The organism is Gilliamella sp. CG16 (assembly GCF_046635785.1).
GTDB classification, from domain to species: domain Bacteria; phylum Pseudomonadota; class Gammaproteobacteria; order Enterobacterales; family Orbaceae; genus Gilliamella; species Gilliamella apicola_I.
On record NZ_JBIDFL010000004.1, the window covers coordinates 71,070 to 89,865 of the forward strand.

General features: G+C 34.3%; 18 protein-coding genes, 1 other RNA gene and 1 pseudogene. 10 read left to right on the forward strand and 10 right to left on the reverse strand.

The window, feature by feature from the left end:
- Window positions 1-84 precede the first annotated feature (84 nt).
- The 9 genes from htpX to thrS form a co-directional block, all read right to left on the reverse strand.
- The gene (gene htpX / locus ACGH47_RS05825) at window positions 85-954 is read right to left on the reverse strand and encodes a protease HtpX (protein ID WP_411622952.1); all 870 of its coding nucleotides are present in this window, start codon (window positions 952-954) and stop codon (window positions 85-87) included.
- A 181-nt stretch (window positions 955-1,135) separates the two neighbouring features.
- An RNA gene (ffs, locus tag ACGH47_RS05830) (signal recognition particle sRNA small type) lies at window positions 1,136-1,231 on the reverse strand.
- A gap of 140 nt (window positions 1,232-1,371) precedes the next feature.
- Window positions 1,372-1,665: an integration host factor subunit alpha gene (locus ACGH47_RS05835; protein ID WP_065557741.1), complete on the reverse strand. Its 294-nt coding sequence runs from the start codon at window positions 1,663-1,665 to the stop codon at window positions 1,372-1,374.
- 5 nt (window positions 1,666-1,670) lie between these two features.
- Entirely contained in the window at window positions 1,671-4,058 is a 2,388-nt protein-coding gene (gene pheT, locus ACGH47_RS05840) for a phenylalanine--tRNA ligase subunit beta (protein ID WP_267378733.1), read from the reverse strand.
- Window positions 4,059-4,074: 16 nt separating this feature from the next.
- Window positions 4,075-5,058, reverse strand: a complete 984-nt coding sequence (gene pheS / locus ACGH47_RS05845; protein WP_411622953.1) for a phenylalanine--tRNA ligase subunit alpha — start codon at window positions 5,056-5,058, stop codon at window positions 4,075-4,077.
- 216 nt (window positions 5,059-5,274) lie between these two features.
- The gene (gene rplT, locus ACGH47_RS05850) at window positions 5,275-5,628 is read right to left on the reverse strand and encodes a 50S ribosomal protein L20 (protein ID WP_024496189.1); all 354 of its coding nucleotides are present in this window, start codon (window positions 5,626-5,628) and stop codon (window positions 5,275-5,277) included.
- Between the two features lie 32 nt (window positions 5,629-5,660).
- Entirely contained in the window at window positions 5,661-5,858 is a 198-nt protein-coding gene (rpmI, locus tag ACGH47_RS05855; protein ID WP_065557738.1) for a 50S ribosomal protein L35, read from the reverse strand.
- Window positions 5,859-5,943: 85 nt separating this feature from the next.
- The gene (gene infC / locus ACGH47_RS05860) at window positions 5,944-6,483 is read right to left on the reverse strand and encodes a translation initiation factor IF-3 (protein WP_065557737.1); all 540 of its coding nucleotides are present in this window, start codon (window positions 6,481-6,483) and stop codon (window positions 5,944-5,946) included.
- Between the two features lie 27 nt (window positions 6,484-6,510).
- Complete coding sequence (gene thrS / locus ACGH47_RS05865; protein WP_267350967.1) at window positions 6,511-8,436, reverse strand: threonine--tRNA ligase; 1,926 nt, start codon at window positions 8,434-8,436, stop codon at window positions 6,511-6,513.
- A 244-nt stretch (window positions 8,437-8,680) separates the two neighbouring features.
- On the opposite strand from thrS, the gene ACGH47_RS05870 reads away from it, so the two are divergent.
- Complete coding sequence (locus ACGH47_RS05870) at window positions 8,681-9,136, forward strand: YaiI/YqxD family protein (RefSeq protein WP_267359777.1); 456 nt, start codon at window positions 8,681-8,683, stop codon at window positions 9,134-9,136.
- A 23-nt stretch (window positions 9,137-9,159) separates the two neighbouring features.
- Here the strand turns inward: ACGH47_RS05870 and recO are convergent, their stop codons facing one another.
- On the reverse strand, window positions 9,160-9,852 hold the full coding sequence (recO, locus tag ACGH47_RS05875) for a DNA repair protein RecO (RefSeq protein WP_267359779.1): 693 nt from the start codon (window positions 9,850-9,852) through the stop codon (window positions 9,160-9,162).
- Between the two features lie 159 nt (window positions 9,853-10,011).
- Here recO and ACGH47_RS05880 point away from each other — a divergent pair, with 159 nt between their 5' ends.
- The 9 genes and pseudogenes from ACGH47_RS05880 to ACGH47_RS05920 all read left to right on the forward strand — a co-directional run bounded on the left by ACGH47_RS05880 (window position 10,012) and on the right by ACGH47_RS05920 (window position 18,732).
- Entirely contained in the window at window positions 10,012-11,640 is a 1,629-nt protein-coding gene (locus tag ACGH47_RS05880; protein ID WP_065557733.1) for a Na+/H+ antiporter, read from the forward strand.
- Complete coding sequence (locus ACGH47_RS05885) at window positions 11,641-12,153, forward strand: SCP2 domain-containing protein (protein WP_267350973.1); 513 nt, start codon at window positions 11,641-11,643, stop codon at window positions 12,151-12,153.
- Between the two features lie 277 nt (window positions 12,154-12,430).
- A complete protein-coding gene (locus ACGH47_RS05890; protein ID WP_411622954.1) occupies window positions 12,431-13,486 on the forward strand; it encodes an alpha/beta fold hydrolase in 1,056 nt (351 codons plus the stop codon).
- Between the two features lie 293 nt (window positions 13,487-13,779).
- Window positions 13,780-15,213: an exodeoxyribonuclease I gene (gene sbcB / locus ACGH47_RS05895; RefSeq protein WP_267350976.1), complete on the forward strand. Its 1,434-nt coding sequence runs from the start codon at window positions 13,780-13,782 to the stop codon at window positions 15,211-15,213.
- 80 nt (window positions 15,214-15,293) lie between these two features.
- Window positions 15,294-15,749: a CidA/LrgA family protein gene (locus ACGH47_RS05900; protein ID WP_411622955.1), complete on the forward strand. Its 456-nt coding sequence runs from the start codon at window positions 15,294-15,296 to the stop codon at window positions 15,747-15,749.
- Window positions 15,746-16,435: a CidB/LrgB family autolysis modulator gene (locus ACGH47_RS05905; protein WP_267350978.1), complete on the forward strand. Its 690-nt coding sequence runs from the start codon at window positions 15,746-15,748 to the stop codon at window positions 16,433-16,435. Before ACGH47_RS05900 ends, ACGH47_RS05905 begins: the two co-directional genes overlap by 4 nt.
- Before the next feature lies 1 nt (window position 16,436).
- Window positions 16,437-17,072: pseudogene (locus ACGH47_RS05910) on the forward strand (vancomycin high temperature exclusion protein); the annotation flags it as partial.
- Window positions 17,073-17,245: 173 nt separating this feature from the next.
- Window positions 17,246-17,974, forward strand: coding sequence for an arginine ABC transporter ATP-binding protein ArtP (gene artP / locus ACGH47_RS05915; protein WP_411622956.1), 729 nt, complete (start codon window positions 17,246-17,248; stop codon window positions 17,972-17,974).
- 23 nt (window positions 17,975-17,997) lie between these two features.
- Complete coding sequence (locus tag ACGH47_RS05920) at window positions 17,998-18,732, forward strand: transporter substrate-binding domain-containing protein (protein ID WP_411622957.1); 735 nt, start codon at window positions 17,998-18,000, stop codon at window positions 18,730-18,732.
- The last annotated feature ends 64 nt before the right edge of the window (window positions 18,733-18,796 follow it).

Sequence of the window (18,796 nt, forward strand, 5' to 3'; positions counted from 1 at the left end):
GACAAGCGTTATAGTGAATTCACTAAGACTTGTCAATAATAACAGGGTAATACTTTTATTTAATAAAATGTTAATTTGTGATTTCTATTTAAGATAATGTCGTGCTTTTAAAGCCGCTATACGTTTGTCTAATGGCGGATGAGACATAAATAGTTCTGAAATTTTGATTTTTTTCGCACCATTTATACAAAATGCCATTATCGATGAATCTTCTTTAGGTTCGTAACTTGTTTTTAACTTTTCTAACGCTGCAATCATTTTATTTGCACCTACCAATTTTGCCGAACCAGCATCAGCATGAAATTCACGGTGACGTGAAAACCACATAGTAATAATACTTGCCAAAATACCAAAAATGGTTTCAAAGACCATAACAATTAGATAATAAATCATTTGGGATGATCCTCGATTACGTTCATCCATGGTTTGAGTTGCCAATGAAGCTAATAGTCTGGATATAAAAATAACAAATGTATTAATTACACCCTGTAATAAAGTCATTGTAACCATATCTCCATTAGCGATGTGACTCATTTCATGTGCAATGACAGCTTCTGCTTCATCCTGTGACATCGTACTTAATAAACCTGAGCTAACGGCAACCAATGAACTATTTTTACTTGCTCCTGTAGCAAATGCATTCATATCATTAGCTTCATAAATTGCCACATCTGGCATTTTTAAACCAAGCTGTTCTGCCTGATGATTAACAATATTTAATAACCATTGTTCTTGAGCATTGGCCGCACGTTTAATCAGTTTTCCTTTAACCGATTTTAATGCTATTGTTTTAGAGAATAAAAGAGATATATATGAACCACCAAAGCCAAATATACCTGCAAAAATCAATAATCCTAAAGTACTGTGAGCATCTACCCCCAATATACTTAGGATAATACCAAAGACAAACATTACTGCTAAGTTAGTCAGTATAAATAGCCCTACTCGCATCATAAATCTACTCCATATTGTTTTTAGCTTTTAATAAAAAAGCCTAGAAAATCGCCTATTATATTAATTCAACAAAAATACTTCTTTCTATTAGATAGGATGGCTATATGTTGTTATATAGAATGATCAGTTAGTTAGTTTTGTTTTTGAAAAGATTAAAGCATTGCAGATAGTTTGGAGGAGACCCTATCAGCCACATCCCACACACATATTTTTTACTTTGGCTGCTTCCTTCCGGACCTGACCTGATGAGCAAAGAAATGTTGCAAGAGGACCCATAGAGCCTCCATTGAGGAGGTCGTATTATGCTTGAATCAATTAATTAATACAAACATTTTTTTAATAAAAAAAATTGAACGACCTTTCTTTAATCAATCAAAAAAAGGTCGTTTAATTATCACACGAATACTTACCTAACTTTTAAAGCGTTAGGTTTTTTTCTACGCGATCTCTAAATTTAATTCCTGGTCTAAAGGTAACAACCCGACGAGCAGAGATATCTACACTTTCACCCGTTTTTGGATTTCGACCCGGTCGTGAATTTTTATCACGAATAGTGAAATTACCAAACCCAGATAATTTAACAGGTTCCCCTTTTTCTAAAGCCACTCGTATCTCTTCAAAAAAAAGTTCAACAAGGACTTTAGCTTCTTGACGATCAATATTAAATTTATCGGCAAGACGATCTGCAATATCAGCTTTAGTTAATGTCATAATTATTATTCTCTTAATAGGGCTTTGAAACGAATTTGTAAAGCAGTAACACACCTGCTTACAATGTTTGTTATATCTTCTTCTTCAAGTGTACGTGATTTGTCTTGTAAAATCAAACTGATAGCAAGGCTTTTTTCATCATCCTTAATGTTATCGCCTTGATAAACATCAAACAGATTAACTTTGATAAGTTGCTCACCACCAGCCTTTTTACACTCAGAAATAATATCTGCTGCTGGAATTGTATTTGAAACGACAATAGCAATATCTCGTTTATTTGACGGATATTTTGATACGTCCTGAGCCGACGGTACCTTTTTGTTATTAATTTTAGCTAAATTTATTTCAAAAACAAGCGTTTTACCATTTAAAGATAATTTTTTTTCAATTTCTGGATGCAAAACACCTAAATAACCAATAATTTCATCATTTACAAAAATAGCGGCACTTTGTCCAGGATGTAAAGCAGACAAATTAGATTTTTCATAGCGTACGTCTTGAGCACATCCTAGAATCGAAAATATTGACTCAATATCCCCTTTTAGATCATAAAAATCAACAGCTTTTTTAGGTAATGTCCAATGTTCTTCATATAAATTACCCGTAATTACACCCGATAACATTTGTTCCTGACGAACACCAAATTCACTTTTATCGTCTGGAATAAAGCGTAAGCCAGTTTCAAACAATCTAATTCTTGATTGTTGTCGGTTTTGATTATATAACACTGCGCCTAATAATCCAGTCCATAATGATAAACGCATAACTGACATTTCACTTGAAATAGGATTAGGTAAGTGAATTTGGTTTAAATTGGGATGCAAAATTTGTTGTACTTTTGGATCAACAAAACTGTAAGTTACAGCTTCTTGATAACCTTTATCAACTAATAAATCTTTTATTCTAGCTAATGAAATTTGACCTTCTGGTTTTGGCTGCATGACAGACTCAATGTTTAAGTTGGCGTTTGGAATATTGTTATATCCATAAATACGCGCCACTTCTTCAACGAGATCTTCTTCTATCTGTATATCAAAACGCCAACTTGGTGCTTCAACTGACCAAATTTCATTTTTATAATTAACTTTACATCCAAGTCTTTCTAAAATATCAGTGATTTTTTGTGTATCAATTGTATAACCAATTATGCTATCAATTTTATTACGGCGTAGTTGTATGTTAGCTGATTTTGGCAATTCAGTTGAACTGGTTTTGTCAACAATCGGTCCGACCTCACCGCCACAAATATCGAGGATAAGTTGTGTTGCTCTTTCCATCGCAATGCTTTGTAAAGCTGGATCAACTCCTCTTTCATACCGATGAGACGCTTCAGTATGCAGACCATATTCACGAGCTTTCCCGGTAATTGCTAATGGTGCAAAGAAGGCCGATTCAAGAAAAATATCTTTCGTCGATTGAGTCACACCAGATTTTTCTCCGCCCATAATACCGGCTAAGGCAAGTATTTTATCATGATCCGCAATAACTAAAGTTTGATCATTCAATTCAGTTTCATTGCCATTAAGTAAAACAACTTTTTCACTTTTTCGAGCATATCTCACAATAATGCCCTTTTCTATTTCGGCAAGATCAAATGCATGCATTGGATGACCAAGCTCTAACAAAACAAAATTTGTTATATCGACAACCGCATCAATAGACCGTATTCCACCACGACGTAATTTTTCTTTCATCCAAAGTGGTGTTATTGCGTTTACATTGATATTTTTGATAACACGCCCTAAATAACGAGGCGCAGCTTTAGGCTCATCAATTTGAATTGATAATGTATCTGAAATTGTTGCAGGCACGCTTTCAACTTGGAGTGATTTCATTGGAATATTATTCACTGCTGAAATATCACGAGCGACACCAATGATTCCAAAACAATCAGCTCTATTTGGCGTTACACTGATGTCAATTGAAACATCGTTAAGATTCAGGTATTCACGAATATCTTGCCCTAAAGGAGCATCATCAGGTAATTCAATTATGCCATTATGATCGTCCGTTATACCAAGTTCTGAATAAGAGCAGAGCATCCCTTCTGATGGTTCACCTCGCAATTTTGCGGCTTTAATTTTAAAATCACCGGGTAAAATTGCACCAACAGTTGCACAAGCAACAGTTAATCCTTGACGACAATTTGGAGCACCACAAACAATATCGAGTAATTCTGGTTTTCCAATATCTACTTTGGTAACTCTTAGCTTATCTGCATTTGGATGTTGCTTACATTCAACAACTTTCCCGACTACAACTCCCGAAAAGTTACCGGCCACTTCCTCAACATCATCAACTTCTAAGCCTGCCATGGTTAATTGATCGGCTAAGGTATCGCTACTTATTTCTGGATTGATCCATTCACGTAGCCAACTTTCACTAAATTTCATGTTTTGATCTCCAGAATTAATTAAATTGCTTTAAAAAACGTAAGTCATTCTCAAAGAAAGAACGTAAATCAGTGACACCGTAACGTAACATGGTTAATCTTTCGATTCCCATACCAAAGGCAAAACCACTATATACGTCTGGATCGATACCTACATTTCGTAAGACATTAGGATGTACCATTCCGCACCCTAATACTTCTAACCATTTACCATTTTTAGCTTTAATATCAACTTCGGCAGAAGGTTCGGTAAACGGAAAATAAGCGGGTCTAAAACGAATTTCCATATCATCTTCAAAAAAGCAGTGAAGAAAATCATGTAATAGCCCTTTCAAATGGGTAAAACTAATATTTTTATCAACTAATAGCCCTTCCATTTGGTGGAACATTGGTGTATGAGTTTGATCGTAATCATTACGATAAGTTCTGCCCGGTGCAATAATTCGAATTGGTGGTTTTTGATTTTCCATGGTACGAATCTGTACGGTAGAAGTTTGAGTACGTAATAAACGTTTAGCATCAAACCAAAAAGTATCATGATCTGCTCTAGCAGGATGGTGAGCAGGGATATTTAATGCATCAAAATTATGATAATCATCTTCAATTTCTGGACCTGTTTCAACAACAAACCCGAGTTCGCCAAAAAACTCAACTAAACGATGAATCGTTTTGGTGACAGGATGTAGGCCACCGAGTTCAAGTGTCTTACCTGGTAAAGTGATATCAATTGTTTCATTGGCAAGCTTCGTATCAAGAGCTTGACGCTCTAAGAAACTTCGTTTTTGATTTAATAATTCGACAACTTCTTGTTTAGCATCATTAATTTTTTGACCTACAGCTGGTCGCTCTTCCGCAGGAACATCACGTAATGAAGCCATTTGTAACGTAAAATAGCCTTTTTTACCAAAATATTCCACTCGGATCTGTTCGATCATATTAATGTCATCAGCACTTTCAATAGCGGATTTGGCATTGCTTACCAGTTCAACTAATTGAGACATAAAATTCTCCTGCTTATTGTTCATTACATAAAAAAAGCCTCTTTCTGAGGCTTTTATAATTATCTTTCGTTTTTCATTTGCCTCACGAATGCATATCGTCATTAAAGCTAAAAAAGAAACGAAAAATAATTAATATCATCATTAATTCACTTTGTTAAAATAACTATTGCTATCCATAACGATAAAAGCCGAGATAACTCGGCTCTTATAAAGCAATTATAGTGCAGCTTTTGCTTTTTCGACTAATGCAGCAAATGCATTTTTGTCGAATACAGCAATATCAGCAAGAATCTTACGATCGATTTCAATTGATGCTTTCTTTAATCCATTGATGAAACGGCTATAAGAAAGACCACATTGACGAGCTGCGGCATTGATACGTACAATCCATAATTGACGGAATTGACGTTTACGTTGACGACGGTCACGATAAGCATATTGTCCAGCTTTGATTACCGCTTGGAAAGCAACACGATATACACGTGAACGAGCTCCGTAATACCCTTTTGCTTGTTTTAAAATTTTCTTGTGACGTGCACGAGCAATAACACCACGTTTAACACGAGCCATAAATAATATCCTCTAAATAATTAACCAATAAATTAAGCGTATGGAACACACGCTACAACTAAACCTAAATCACCTTTTGACACAGTTGTCAAACCACGTAAATGACGTTTACGTTTGGTTGATTTTTTAGTTAGGATATGACTCTTGTTAGCTTGCTTATGCTTAAAGCCACCAGAAGCTGTTTTTTTAAAGCGCTTTGCTGCGCCTTTTACTGTTTTAATTTTAGGCATTTTACTAATTCCTACTTCGCATTGTTAATGACAATGAAAAAATGGTGTAATTCTCAATAAAATTAAGAATTAGCTTGATGAACCATTATTTCTTCTTCGGCGCAAGCACCATGATCATTTGACGACCTTCAATCTTAGTTGGATAAGATTCAATGGTTGCCAAATCAGCTAAGTCTTCTTTAATGCGATCAAGCATTTCAGTCCCTAACTGCTGGTGAGCCATTTCACGTCCACGGAAACGTAGCGTGACTTTAGCTTTATCGCCATCTTCAAGAAAGCGTATCAGGCTGCGGAGTTTTACCTGATAGTCGCCTTCGTCTGTACCAGGTCGGAATTTAATTTCCTTAACCTGAACAACCTTTTGCTTCTTCTTCTGTTCTTTTGTTGCTTTACTTTTTTCATAGAGGAACTTGCCATAATCCATAATTCGACAAACAGGTGGTTCTGCATTAGGGCTTATTTCAACTAAATCTAAAGCAGCTTCTTCAGCTTGTTTTAAAGCTTCATCCAAGCTAACAATACCGAGCTGTTCACTATCGACGCCGGTTAATCTCACCTCGCGAGCAGTAATTTCATCATTGATTTTATGCGCACGTGTTGACTGAATTCGTTTACTGACTTTAATATCTCATTCCTCCAAATTAATTTATCTTTAATTCATCTGTTCTAATGAACGACTATGAATTTCGTTAAGCAACAATTCTATAACATGTTTCACTTCAAAGCTACCAAGATCTTTACCTTGACGCGTTCGAACTGATATTTTACCTGATTCCATCTCTTTGTCACCACAGACAAACATATAAGGAACACGTTTTAGAGTATGCTCGCGGATTTTAAACCCAATTTTCTCATTTCTCAAGTCTGCTTTTGCTCTAATTCCAACTTTTTGCAGTTTCTCGGTCAATTGTTTAGCATATTCAGCTTGATTATCGGTAATATTGATAACTGCAACTTGCAATGGTGCTAACCAAGTAGGGAAGAATCCCGCACAGTTTTCTGTCAAAATTCCCATAAAACGTTCCATTGATCCTAAAATTGCGCGGTGAATCATGACAGGAACATGACGCTCATTATCTTCACCCACGTAAGTTGCATCTAAACGCTCTGGTAACATAAAGTCAAGCTGAACTGTTCCGCATTGCCATGCACGACCTAAACAATCGTGTAAAGTAAATTCGATTTTTGGTCCGTAGAAAGCACCTTCACCCGGTAAATATTCAAATTCTATGCCATTTTCAGTTAAACACTCAGCTAAGTCTTTTTCTGCTAAATCCCATGTTTCATCTTTACCAATTCGTTTTTCCGGACGAGTTGATAATTTTACAGTTATGTCTGTAAAGCCAAAAGTACTATAAGTATCATAAACCATTTTGATACAGCTATTTACTTCACTACGAATTTGACTTTCTGTACAGAAGATATGGGCATCATCTTGGGTAAAACCACGAACACGCATTAAACCATGTAAAGATCCAGAAGGTTCATTACGATGACAACTACCAAATTCAGCCATACGTAATGGTAAATCACGATAAGATTTTAAACCTTGATTAAAAATTTGAACATGTCCCGGACAGTTCATTGGTTTAATACAGTATTCTCGATTTTCAGAAGAGGTAACAAACATTAATTCTTTATAGTTACCCCAATGTCCTGTCTTTTCCCATAAAACACGATCCATCATAAAAGGGCCTTTCACTTCTTGATAATCGTATTCTTTTAATTTGGTACGAACAAATACTTCAAGCTCACGGAAAATAATCCAACCGTCATTATGCCAAAACACCATTCCTGGCGCTTCTTCTTGCATATGGTAAAGATCAAGCTGTTTACCGATTTTACGATGATCCCGTTTAGCTGCTTCTTCTAAAAATTGCAGATAACTATCTAATTGTTTTTTATCTGCCCAAGCTGTGCCATAAATGCGTTGTAACATTTTATTATCACTGTTACCACGCCAATAAGCGCCAGCAACTTTTTGTAATTTAAAATGGTGGCAAAAACGCATATTAGGAACATGAGGACCGCGGCACATGTCAATATACTCTTCATGATGATAAAGTGCTGGAGTAGAATCTTTAGGAATATTTTCATCTAAGATTGCAATTTTATAAGGTTCACGTCGTTCCCAAAAAACCTCTCTTGCTCGTTCCCAACTCACTACTTCTTTTTTTACTTCATAATCTTTTTTGGCCAATTCATGCATACGTTTTTCTAATGCATCAAGATCTTCCTGAGTTAAAGAGTGATCTAGATCGACGTCATAATAGAAGCCATTATCAATTGTGGGGCCGATTGCCATTTGCGTATTTGGCCAAAGTTGTTTTATTGCATGACCTAACAAGTGAGCACATGAGTGACGAATTATTTCAAGTCCATCTTCATCTTTTGATGTGATAATCGCTAGAGTAGAATCATGCTCGATCAAATCACAAGCGTCTTTACGTTCACCATTAACTCGCCCAGCAATACACGCTTTGGCAAGGCCTGCTCCGATACTTTGAGCAACTTCTAAAACACTAACAGGCTTATCAAATTGACGTTGACTTCCGTCAGGAAGAGTAATAATTGGCATATAAAATCCTTATAACAGTGGTGCGCCACACGAAAGCGCACATGCGTACATAAAAAATTGACCGTGTATAATACCATTTATGTGCTATTTTTCAAATAAACATATGTTTTATCTTGTCACTGTTTTATCAACTCATTATGAGAACAATAAAATTGATTAACTCAATTAAAAATAAGTTACTTTGTAGAGTGATTAAAGTTTATAATTTTCTGCCTATAAATGAAAAATTTGATTATGAAAAATGATGAAAATATGGATTGATGCTGATGCCTGCCCTAACCCTATTAAAGAAATCCTATATCGGGTAGCGAATCGTAAATCAATAATTATAACTTTAGTTGCAAACCAATGGTTAACTATTCCCACGTCTCCGTTTATAAAAAGATTACAGGTAGTAAATGGCTTTGATGAAGCTGATAATAAAATAGTTGAATTAGTTGAAAAAAATGATTTAGTAATCACGTCTGATATTCCATTAGCCTCTGATGTGCTTCATAAAGGGGCTTTTGTGCTAACACCACGAGGTGAACCTTTCACATTAGAAACCATAAAAGAGCGACTTGTGATGCGAGACTTTATGGAAACAATGCGGGCTAGTGGTATACAATCTAAAGGACCTTCTGCATTTTCAAACAAGGATAGAGAAAAATTTGCCAATCAACTTGATAAATTAGTTTGTGAATTATCAAAAGAAGGGTAATCATTTTTTATTGTGAATAATTCTTAAATTTTCAGAAACAGCTCTCTACTTTTGAATGGTTTTGAACCAACATAAGGCTTTAATGCCATTCGAGTAAACCGTTTAGCCGCTTTTAATGTATCCTCATCACAAAATTGACGATAACCTAATGCCAATACTTCTTTACCCGTAAAGCTGGTACTATTTTCAAGTAAACTACTGATAAAGCCCTTTTCTGACTGATATTGATAATACATCGATTCGATAATTTCATCCCCCGTTGCACTACAATGAAAAAAATCAATGTGATAGCCTAAACTTTCTAATAATGCTAATTCAAATGAACGTAACACATTTTCAGCCGGAACTAGCTGCGCTAATTGTTGCAAGCTTTTAAGATAGTGTTCAAAAAGTGTAGGTACGCCAACTTCGGGGACTAAAACTCGATGCAATAACTCATTCAAATAAAAAGCACTATATAACGATACAGAAAAAAGCGGCAACGTTAGCGCTATACCTTCAACTTGTCGTAAAGTTTTTATTTCACCCATACCAGAATATTGAACAATAATGGGGGTAAAAGGTTGTAAAATGCCCTTCAATGAAGATTTTTTACGTCTAGCCCCTTTGGCTAACACCGTTATTTTCCCTGCATTTTCAACAAATAAATCGACTAATAGACTTGTTTCACTATAAGTACGAGTATGTAAGACAAATGCCCTTTGCCAATTTTCCATTTAAAATGCCTTTTATCATATAACTATAATTTTGATTAAAAAGAGTGCTTGATTAAAAAATGAATAATTTTTTTAAATTTTCAACTGAAATTAAACTAAATTTCCGATATAATCAATAGCTAACTAATGAGATGATTATAGGATAACTAATAGAAAACCATGGAACTTTTTTCAACAATATTACTTATAGTGCTAATTGTATCACTTTCAGGTGTGGTAATAAAATTACTACCATTCCAAATTCCGTTACCACTTATGCAAATACTACTGGGTTGTGTTTTAGCAGCTTTTGGTATTTATGTAAAATTTGACCCTGAACTATTTCTGGTATTGTTTATACCTCCATTGCTTTTTGCAGATGGACGAAAAACATCAGTCAAAGACTTTGTACATAATGCCAGAGAAATTGTTGGATTAGCACTCGTTCTTGTCGTTATTTCTATAATTGCATTAGGTTACCTTCTAAATTGGATGTTACCAAAAGTTGAATTAGCTGCCGCACTCGCGTTAGCTGCAGTACTATCACCTACCGATGCCGTTGCACTAGGTGGAATAGTCGGTAAAGGGCGTATAGAAAAAGAAAAAATGGAGATTATTGAAGGCGAAGCTTTAATGAATGATGCATCTGGTCTGGTATCATTAAAATTTGCTATTGCAATTGCAACGGGCTTGCTTGAATTTAATTTATTACAAATTAGTCTTTCTTTCTTTGTTGTCGCTCTTGGTGGCTTAGCTGTTGGTGTTTTATTTACTTGGTTATATGCACGTATTTTACGTTTAATTAATAAATTAACCCACAATGATCCCGCCATCCAAATTGTTTTACTATTCTTACTTCCTTTTGCTGCCTATATCCTTGCTGAAGAATGTCACTGTTCAGGGATTTTAGCCGCTGTGAGTGCTGGTATGACCGTTAACCATTCTGGTATGATGCGCAACGCCCCTTTGACCGCTCGTTTACAATCAGATAGTACATGGTCGATGTTAACATTCGTATTCAATGGATTTGTCTTTATTTTATTAGGTATTCAATTACCAAGTATTTTAAATAATACTTTTGCTGAAAATCAAACAGACTCCTCTATTGAAGTATGGCAATTATGCTTTATTGTCGTGTTTGTATTTATCGTATTAATGGGAACACGATTTGCTTGGTTATGGGCTATGAAACATATGCCTACTTTACCATTTGGAACAAAACGTCCACTTGCATTCCGTTCTTATACTACACGCGATCTTTGGATTTCCACTTTTGCGGGTGTTCGCGGAGCTATTACCCTAGCGGGTGTTTTATCTATTCCAATGACAATTGGTGGTCGTTATCAACTTGTTTTTATCGCAGCTGGCATTATTTTAATTTCATTAATTACCGCGGTCATCGTCTTACCTATTTTATTACGAGGTAGTGTTATCTTGGATAACTCTCAACAAGATAATGAAATTTTGACAGTTAAGGGGCAAATGGCGGAAGAAGCTATTGTAAGTCTTGAAAAAATGCAAAACAATTTACTTCAAGAAACGTCTGAAGCGGGCTTAGATCAAGAAATAATACATGAAGTTGGTTCACGTGTTATCGGTTCTTTAAGACGTCGAACAGGATTAAAAGATTTAGAACAAAAAGCAATGGAAGCTGAAAATCTTGAAAGACGTATGCGTCTTGTGGCAATTGGTGCAGAACGCACAGCTTTACTACAAATGAAAGTTCGTAATGAAGTGAGTGAAGAAACATTTGAACATTTAAATACTGACCTCGATATTTATGAAAAAATGATATCTGGAGATTCATAAATGATAGCAAACAAACATCAGTTTTTAGGCCATATTCATTCACAGTTTGTTGACAAAGCCCCTCATGTTTTGGGGCTAACTTTACGTTGTATTCCGTTTAATTTGAAAAAACAGGCAATTGAACAACTATTACAACTACAATTTAAACATTCTTTAGAAGATGGTGATCTCGATTTTTTAGAAAATCGTTGGTTAAAAATTGAAGTTACCGATCTTCAACTTACTTGGTTTGTTAGCTTAATTGATAATAAACTCGTAGTGAGTCGAGAGGAAATTGCTGATGTAAGTTTTATTGGTAATGCAAACGATCTGATTATGATAGCAACTCGGCGTCAAGATCCAGACACCCTATTCTTCCAACGGCGACTAATCGTTGAAGGTGATACAGAATTAGGACTGTATGTAAAAAATCTAATGGATTCCATTGAACTTGATTCAATGCCTAAACTTTTAAGGCTGACCCTTGAAAAAATGGCCAACATTATAGAATCTGCGCCGAAAAATACATTTTAAACTGATAACAGCTATGGGGGATTATATTTCCCCCTTTTTTATTGATTATATCATCCCCCTATCTTACTTTTTCTTACCTATACTATTAAAAAAACAGGTATGAATTCTCTAGAAAAGATTGTTTAAATAGCCTATTTATCTGTTACTTAAAAAAATATTATCATCACATTGTGATTAAAATCACAATGTGGCAAAAACTTGATTTTCCTATCTGGTTCATTGTGGCTTAATGAATATTCCTTATCTTTATGGTGCGTATAGAAAATGGAGAAAAATTATGCTCAAAAGAAAGACTAAATTCTTCATGTTTGTTTTTTTGACAATACCTTTTTTTGGGCATTGTTTAGGTTTTCATAACAAAAAAGAGTCGGATTATGTGATTGAACATTTCAAATTTAATAATGGAAAAACTGAAAGTATAAAAATACATTACACTACTCTTGGCAATCCTGACAACAAACCAATTTTAATATTGCATGGTACAACTGGAAGTGGTAGCGCAATGTTAAATAATAGCTTTGGTCATGCATTGTTTGATAAAGGAATGCCATTAGATGCTGAAAAATATTTTATTATCCTCCCCGACGCAATAGGCACGGGTAAATCGTCTAAACCATCTGACGGTTTAAAAGGCGATTTTCCTCATTATGATTATACCGATATGGTTAATGCTCAATATCAACTATTAAAAAATAAGCTAAATATTGAGCATATAGCATTAATCATCGGTAACTCAATGGGAGGAATGAATACATGGAAATGGGTAACGATGTATCCTGATTATATGACAGCCGCTATTCCTATGGCTGCTACCCCTGCGCCAATGTCCAGCCGTAACTGGATTATGCGTAAAATGGTTATCAATGCTATCAAAGATGATCCCGACTGGAACAAAGGTTTTTATACCAAACAACCCGAACAGTTTCAATTAGTCCATAATTACTACAATATCGCAACTAATGGCGGTGACATTGCATGGCAAAAGCAAGCATATAATACGGAAGAAACAGAAAAAATATTAAAAGATAAATTAAACGAACGTGTTACGATGGATACTAACGATTTTTTATATCAATGGGATGCGGCAAGAAATTATGATCCAACCAAAGATTTAAATAAAATCAAAGCACGAATTTTAGCTATCAACTCTGAGGATGATGAAAGAAATCCAGCTTCGACCGATTTAATGGAAAAAGCCATACAGAAGATTCCCAATGCAAAGTACTACTTGATTCCAGCTTCTGAAAAAACTACCGGACATGGCACAACAATGATAGCGGACTTATGGAAAGCCCAATTGATTCTTTTTCTAGAAGAGAATAATTTAAATTAATAGTTGATATTATTTACTTATGAAGTGAATAAATACGCTTAACTATTCACTTCTTTCTTATTAAAAAACTCACAATTAACTAACCTAATATTATAAATAATATAACCATTTTTTAAACTTATAATCTTTCTAATTTTTATCCGAAGATATTAAACAAATAAAGTCATTTGTTTTAACAAGAATTACTTACTTATAATGGCAAAATAAATAGGTTTAAATAATTTAAATTAAGTAAAATATTGTATAATTTAGGTAAGTGACAAATCAAAAATCATCAAGAGTAAAACGATAAAATGAAAAATAACGCCAAACAACCTACTTTTTACTTTCACGATTATGAAACATTTGGTATTAATCCAGCTCTTGATAGACCCGCTCAATTTGCGGGTGTTCGAACTGATGTTGAGCTTAATATTATTGAAGAGCCTTTAGTTATATATTGTAAGCTAGCACCAGACTATCTACCTAATCCTGAAGCGGTTCTCATTACGGGTATTACTCCACAACAAGCAAATCAAAAAGGAGTGAATGAAGCTCAATTTACCAAATTAATTCATCAAGCATTTAGTGAACCCAATACTTGCGTTTTAGGCTATAATAACATTCGTTTCGATGATGAAGTGACCCGCAATATCCTTTACCGTAATTTTTACGACCCATACGCCTACTGTTGGCAAAATGGTAATTCAAGATGGGATCTACTTGATGTAGTAAGAGCGTGTTATGCCTTACGACCTGAAGGTATTCATTGGCCAACTAACGATTCGGGTTATCCCAGTTTTCGGTTAGAACATTTAACCAAAGCAAATAATATTACGCATGAACATGCTCATGACGCAATGTCAGATGTGTATGCCACTATCGCCATTGCAAAATTAATTAAAGAAAAACAACCTAAATTATTTAACTATTTTTTTACATTGCGCAATAAAAATAAAGTTGCTGAACTTATTGATATAATCAATATGACCCCTTTGGTACATGTTTCGGGTATGCTGGGTAGTTATCGAGGAAATATGTCATTAGTATGCCCTATCGCTTGGCATCCACAACAAAATAATGCCGTCATTGTTTGTGATCTCACTGGCGATATTGATTCAATTATTGATTTACCAGTGAATATAATACGCGAAAAACTTTATACAAAAACGGAAGATCTTGAACTTGATGAGTCTCGCATTCCATTAAAACTCGTCCATATTAACAAATGCCCTATCCTTGCACCGATAAAAACTTTACTGCCTGAAAATGCTAAACGATTTTCAATTAATATTGAAGAATGCTTAAACAAACAACAAAAGCTATTACAAAATCAAATTTTGTTGCAAGATAAAATGCGAGAATTATTTAGCTTAAGTCATGATTATCCGGCTAATACGGATGTAGATGCACAAATATATAATGGATTTTTGAGTAATCAGGATAGACTTTATTGTGAAACAGTACAAACAACACCAGTACAGTTATTAGATAGTTTATCTCTTAAATTTGAAGACCCTCGCTTAAGTACACTTTTTTTTCGATACAAAGCTCGAAACTTTCCTCAAACCCTAACTCATCACGAACAGATGATTTGGCAAGATTATTGTCGTGATAAACTAAATACGCCTAAGATTCAAGATTATATTTTAACTTTAGAATTACTTGCTGAAACTTATGTTCAACAACCCGAAAAATTAGCTTTGATAAAACAGCTTTATCATTACTGCCATTATTTAGTTGGATAATTAAAATTGAGGGGCGTATTATAGACGCCAAATAAAGCAGTCTGTTATCAACAATCAAACAAGTTATTAAATTTTAGACTATGAAACATTTTTTAGCTAAACACGCCACAATCAAACATCGATTATATTCTTTATACTATTCGTTGTTTAGTTATGGTCGCGGTTTATTAATTTTAACGTTAAGTCTTTGGGTGGGTAATTTCATCTCTCAGCTCTTACCCATCATGATTCCTGGTAGTATTATCGGTCTTTTAACCCTATTCTTTTTATTAGCTTTTCAAATTATCCCTACTCGTTGGATAAAAAATAGCTGCAATTTATTTATGCGTTATATGACATTACTATTTATTCCTGCTGCAATGGGGATAATGGATAATTACACATTGCTATTAAATAATTGGTTACCCATCATTTTTGGAAGTATTGGTAGTTCACTGTTGGTATTAGTATTAACAGCTTGGTTGACAGAAAAACTTCATAAAAAAACAGCCAAAAATTTCGATTTATCAGATAATAATAAGGAAAAACCACTATGATCTGGATGTTACCATTAACTGTTTGTGTATTTCTGATTATTCGAAAAATTGCTTTTAAAATTAAAACACCATTATTTAATCCGTTAGTGATTTCGGTGATAGTGCTTATTCCAATTATGATAATAAGTCAAACCAGTTATTCAGAATATGTTAGTAATGTCGATATTATAAATAAATTATTACCTTATTCTGTTGTCGCTTTAGCCTTTCCGCTCTACGAACTCATTCCACAAATTAAAGCCCGTTGGAAGTCAATTATCATTATCACCTTTAGCGCGTCAATTGCTTCAATGATAACTGGCGTCAGTATTGTATTTTGGTTAGGAGGAAATACCGAAATAGCTGCGTCGGTTTTACCAAAGTCAGTCACTACGGCTATTGCTGTGACGATTGCCAACAACGAAGGCGGTGTTCCGTCAATCGCAGCCCTTTGTGTTATATTGGTTGGCACATTAGGGGGAATTTTTGGTCATCAAATATTAAATATAGCAAAAATAAAATCCGCTTCTGCTAGAGGATTATCAATAGGTGCAGTCTCACACGCAGTTGGTACTGCTCGATGTATAGAAGTTGATTATAATGAAGGCGCATATAGTTCTTTATCATTAGTATTATGTGGTATAATGACGTCTTTAATCGCTCCATTTTTATTTCCAATTTTAGTCTTTATTTTTAACTGGTTCTAACATGAAATTAAAAAAAATAATTAAAAGTTTATTTAGTCTTTGCTTCTTACTCATATGTGTAATTGCTGGCTTGGATTATTGGATAAGCTATGAAACCGCACCTTATATATACCACGATGTAAATAAACTGCCCTATCAAAACGTAGGTGTAGTACTTGGTACCTCCAAATATGTTCGAGGAGGTGGTAAAAATGTTTTTTATCAAAATCGAATTAATGGCGCCATCTCCCTTTATAATCAGCATAAAGTTGATTATCTATTACTGAGTGGTGATGGAGAAGATTCTTTTCAAAGCTACAATGAACCCGTCACGATGAAAAAAGATTTAATTAAAGCGGGAATCCCTAGCGATGCAATCGTATTAGATTATGCCGGATTTAGAACATTGGATTCAGTTGTCAGAGCCAACAAAGTTTTTGACGCTAAAAGTTTTACAATTATTACGCAAGAATTTCATTGTGAACGAGCAATATTTATTGCATTAGCCCAGAACATTCAAGCACAATGTTTTGCTGTTCCTGCTCCAGATAGTATGAAATTAGTCAGAATTCGTGAAACATTAGCTCGTGTTAGTGCTTTCATCGATCTCTATATTTTGAATAAAGAACCTAAATATTTGGGTCCTGTAATCCCTATCATATCTGAAAAATAATTAATTTTTAAATTTGAATATCATTAAATTTTCAAATTTTATCATAAAGATAAATACTAGATTCATTTAGAATACTATTTGTCTCATATTTTAGATTGCATTTTTATGCAAAAAAAAGTAATATTTAGTCAATTTTTTTAATTTAGCCAACATTTATAATGAATATTGAATTAAGCCATATTAACTGTTTTTATGGTACTCATCATGCATTGAAAGATGTTTCACTTAGTTATCCTCTAGGTGAAACCATTGTATTATTAGGTCAAAGTGGAGCAGGAAAAAGCTCTTTACTAAAAGTATTTAATTTACTTGAAATACCAACATCAGGTGAAATGACAATAGCTAATTCCCATTTTGATTTTTCCAAAAAAATCAGTGATACCACTATTAGACAATTACGTAAAAATGTGGGTATGGTTTTCCAAAACTATAATTTATGGCCCCATTTAACGGTGCTTGAAAACTTGATTGAAGCACCTTGCCAAGTACTAAATTTATCTAAAAAAGAAGCGACTGATAAAGCAATATTGATATTACAACGTTTGCAAATTGACGAAATGGCAAATCGTTATCCTCTGCACCTTTCGGGTGGTCAACAGCAACGAGTAGCAATTGCCAGAGCATTGATGATGGAGCCACAAATTTTGTTGTTTGATGAACCTACAGCAGCATTAGATCCGGCTATTACATCGCAAGTAGCTAAAATTATTAACGAACTTTCGCAAACAGGAATAACGCAGATCATTGTAACTCACGAAGTTGATTTTGCTCGTAAAGTCGCTTCACAAGTGATTTATATGGAACACGGTGAAATTATTGAGCGAGGACAACTAGAATGTTTTGCTCATCCTAAAACCGAAGAATTTAAAGCTTATTTATCACATTAATGATTATAAATTTGGGTGAAGATATGAAAAAAACTTTATTTGCTATTTTGCTTGCCAGCGTTGCATTGACGTCTCAAGCATCTGAAAATTTAACTATCGGTACAGAAGCCACTTATGCACCATTCGAATTCACCAATGACAAAAACGAAATTGTCGGATTTGATATTGATGTGATCAACAAAATTTGTGAAGAGATTAACGCTTCTTGTAAAATTGTTAATCAATCTTTTGATGGATTAATTCCTAGTTTAAAAACGCGTCGAATTGATGCAGCAATTGCTGGGATAGACATCACGCCTGAACGTCAAAAACAAGTTGATTTTACAAAGATTTATTACGATGATAGCTCAATTCAATTTATTACATTGAAAGACACTTTAACAGATTTGGAACAACTAAAAGGTAAACGAATTGGTATTCAAAAAGGGACAACCTATTTGAAATATTTAAATGAAAAATATCCTGACGTTAAACCTGTTAGTTATGATAGCTATCAGTATGCGTTTTTAGATTTAAAAGCTAAACGAATCGATGCGATTGTAGCCAGCTCTTTTGTCGCGGGTGATTGGTTAAGCAAAGAAACGGATATTATTGCTTTAGGTGACAAAATTACCGATCATGATTTTTTTGGAGAAGGCTTAGGTATTGCCTTACGTAAAGGCAATGATCAGTTAAGAGAACAGTTTAATCAAGCACTTGATAAATTAAAATCAAATGGTGAACTTGACGCCATCTATAAAAAATGGTTTAACAAATAGCTAATAAACTATCAAATTTGATATTATTGTGATCTCGCCGCTTAAAATGCGGCGAATTTATTTT

Bases quoted from the DNA above. Each gene is read 5' to 3' on its own strand.
- ACGH47_RS05890 (WP_411622954.1), top strand. From the start codon at position 12,431: ATGCTCAAAAGAAAGACTAAATTCTTCATGTTTGTTTTTTTGACAATA.
- ACGH47_RS05835 (WP_065557741.1), bottom strand. From the start codon at position 1,665: ATGACATTAACTAAAGCTGATATTGCAGATCGTCTTGCCGATAAATTT.
- rplT (WP_024496189.1), bottom strand. From the start codon at position 5,628: ATGGCTCGTGTTAAACGTGGTGTTATTGCTCGTGCACGTCACAAGAAA.
- thrS (WP_267350967.1), bottom strand. From the start codon at position 8,436: ATGCCAATTATTACTCTTCCTGACGGAAGTCAACGTCAATTTGATAAG.
- sbcB (WP_267350976.1), top strand. From the start codon at position 13,780: ATGAAAAATAACGCCAAACAACCTACTTTTTACTTTCACGATTATGAA.
- recO (WP_267359779.1), bottom strand. From the start codon at position 9,852: ATGGAAAATTGGCAAAGGGCATTTGTCTTACATACTCGTACTTATAGT.
- ACGH47_RS05900 (WP_411622955.1), top strand. From the start codon at position 15,294: ATGAAACATTTTTTAGCTAAACACGCCACAATCAAACATCGATTATAT.
- ACGH47_RS05905 (WP_267350978.1), top strand. From the start codon at position 15,746: ATGATCTGGATGTTACCATTAACTGTTTGTGTATTTCTGATTATTCGA.
- pheS (WP_411622953.1), bottom strand. From the start codon at position 5,058: ATGTCTCAATTAGTTGAACTGGTAAGCAATGCCAAATCCGCTATTGAA.
- htpX (WP_411622952.1), bottom strand. From the start codon at position 954: ATGATGCGAGTAGGGCTATTTATACTGACTAACTTAGCAGTAATGTTT.
- rpmI (WP_065557738.1), bottom strand. From the start codon at position 5,858: ATGCCTAAAATTAAAACAGTAAAAGGCGCAGCAAAGCGCTTTAAAAAA.
- ACGH47_RS05920 (WP_411622957.1), top strand. From the start codon at position 17,998: ATGAAAAAAACTTTATTTGCTATTTTGCTTGCCAGCGTTGCATTGACG.
- ACGH47_RS05885 (WP_267350973.1), top strand. From the start codon at position 11,641: ATGATAGCAAACAAACATCAGTTTTTAGGCCATATTCATTCACAGTTT.
- pheT (WP_267378733.1), bottom strand. From the start codon at position 4,058: ATGAAATTTAGTGAAAGTTGGCTACGTGAATGGATCAATCCAGAAATA.
- ACGH47_RS05880 (WP_065557733.1), top strand. From the start codon at position 10,012: ATGGAACTTTTTTCAACAATATTACTTATAGTGCTAATTGTATCACTT.
- ACGH47_RS05870 (WP_267359777.1), top strand. From the start codon at position 8,681: ATGAAAATATGGATTGATGCTGATGCCTGCCCTAACCCTATTAAAGAA.
- artP (WP_411622956.1), top strand. From the start codon at position 17,246: ATGAATATTGAATTAAGCCATATTAACTGTTTTTATGGTACTCATCAT.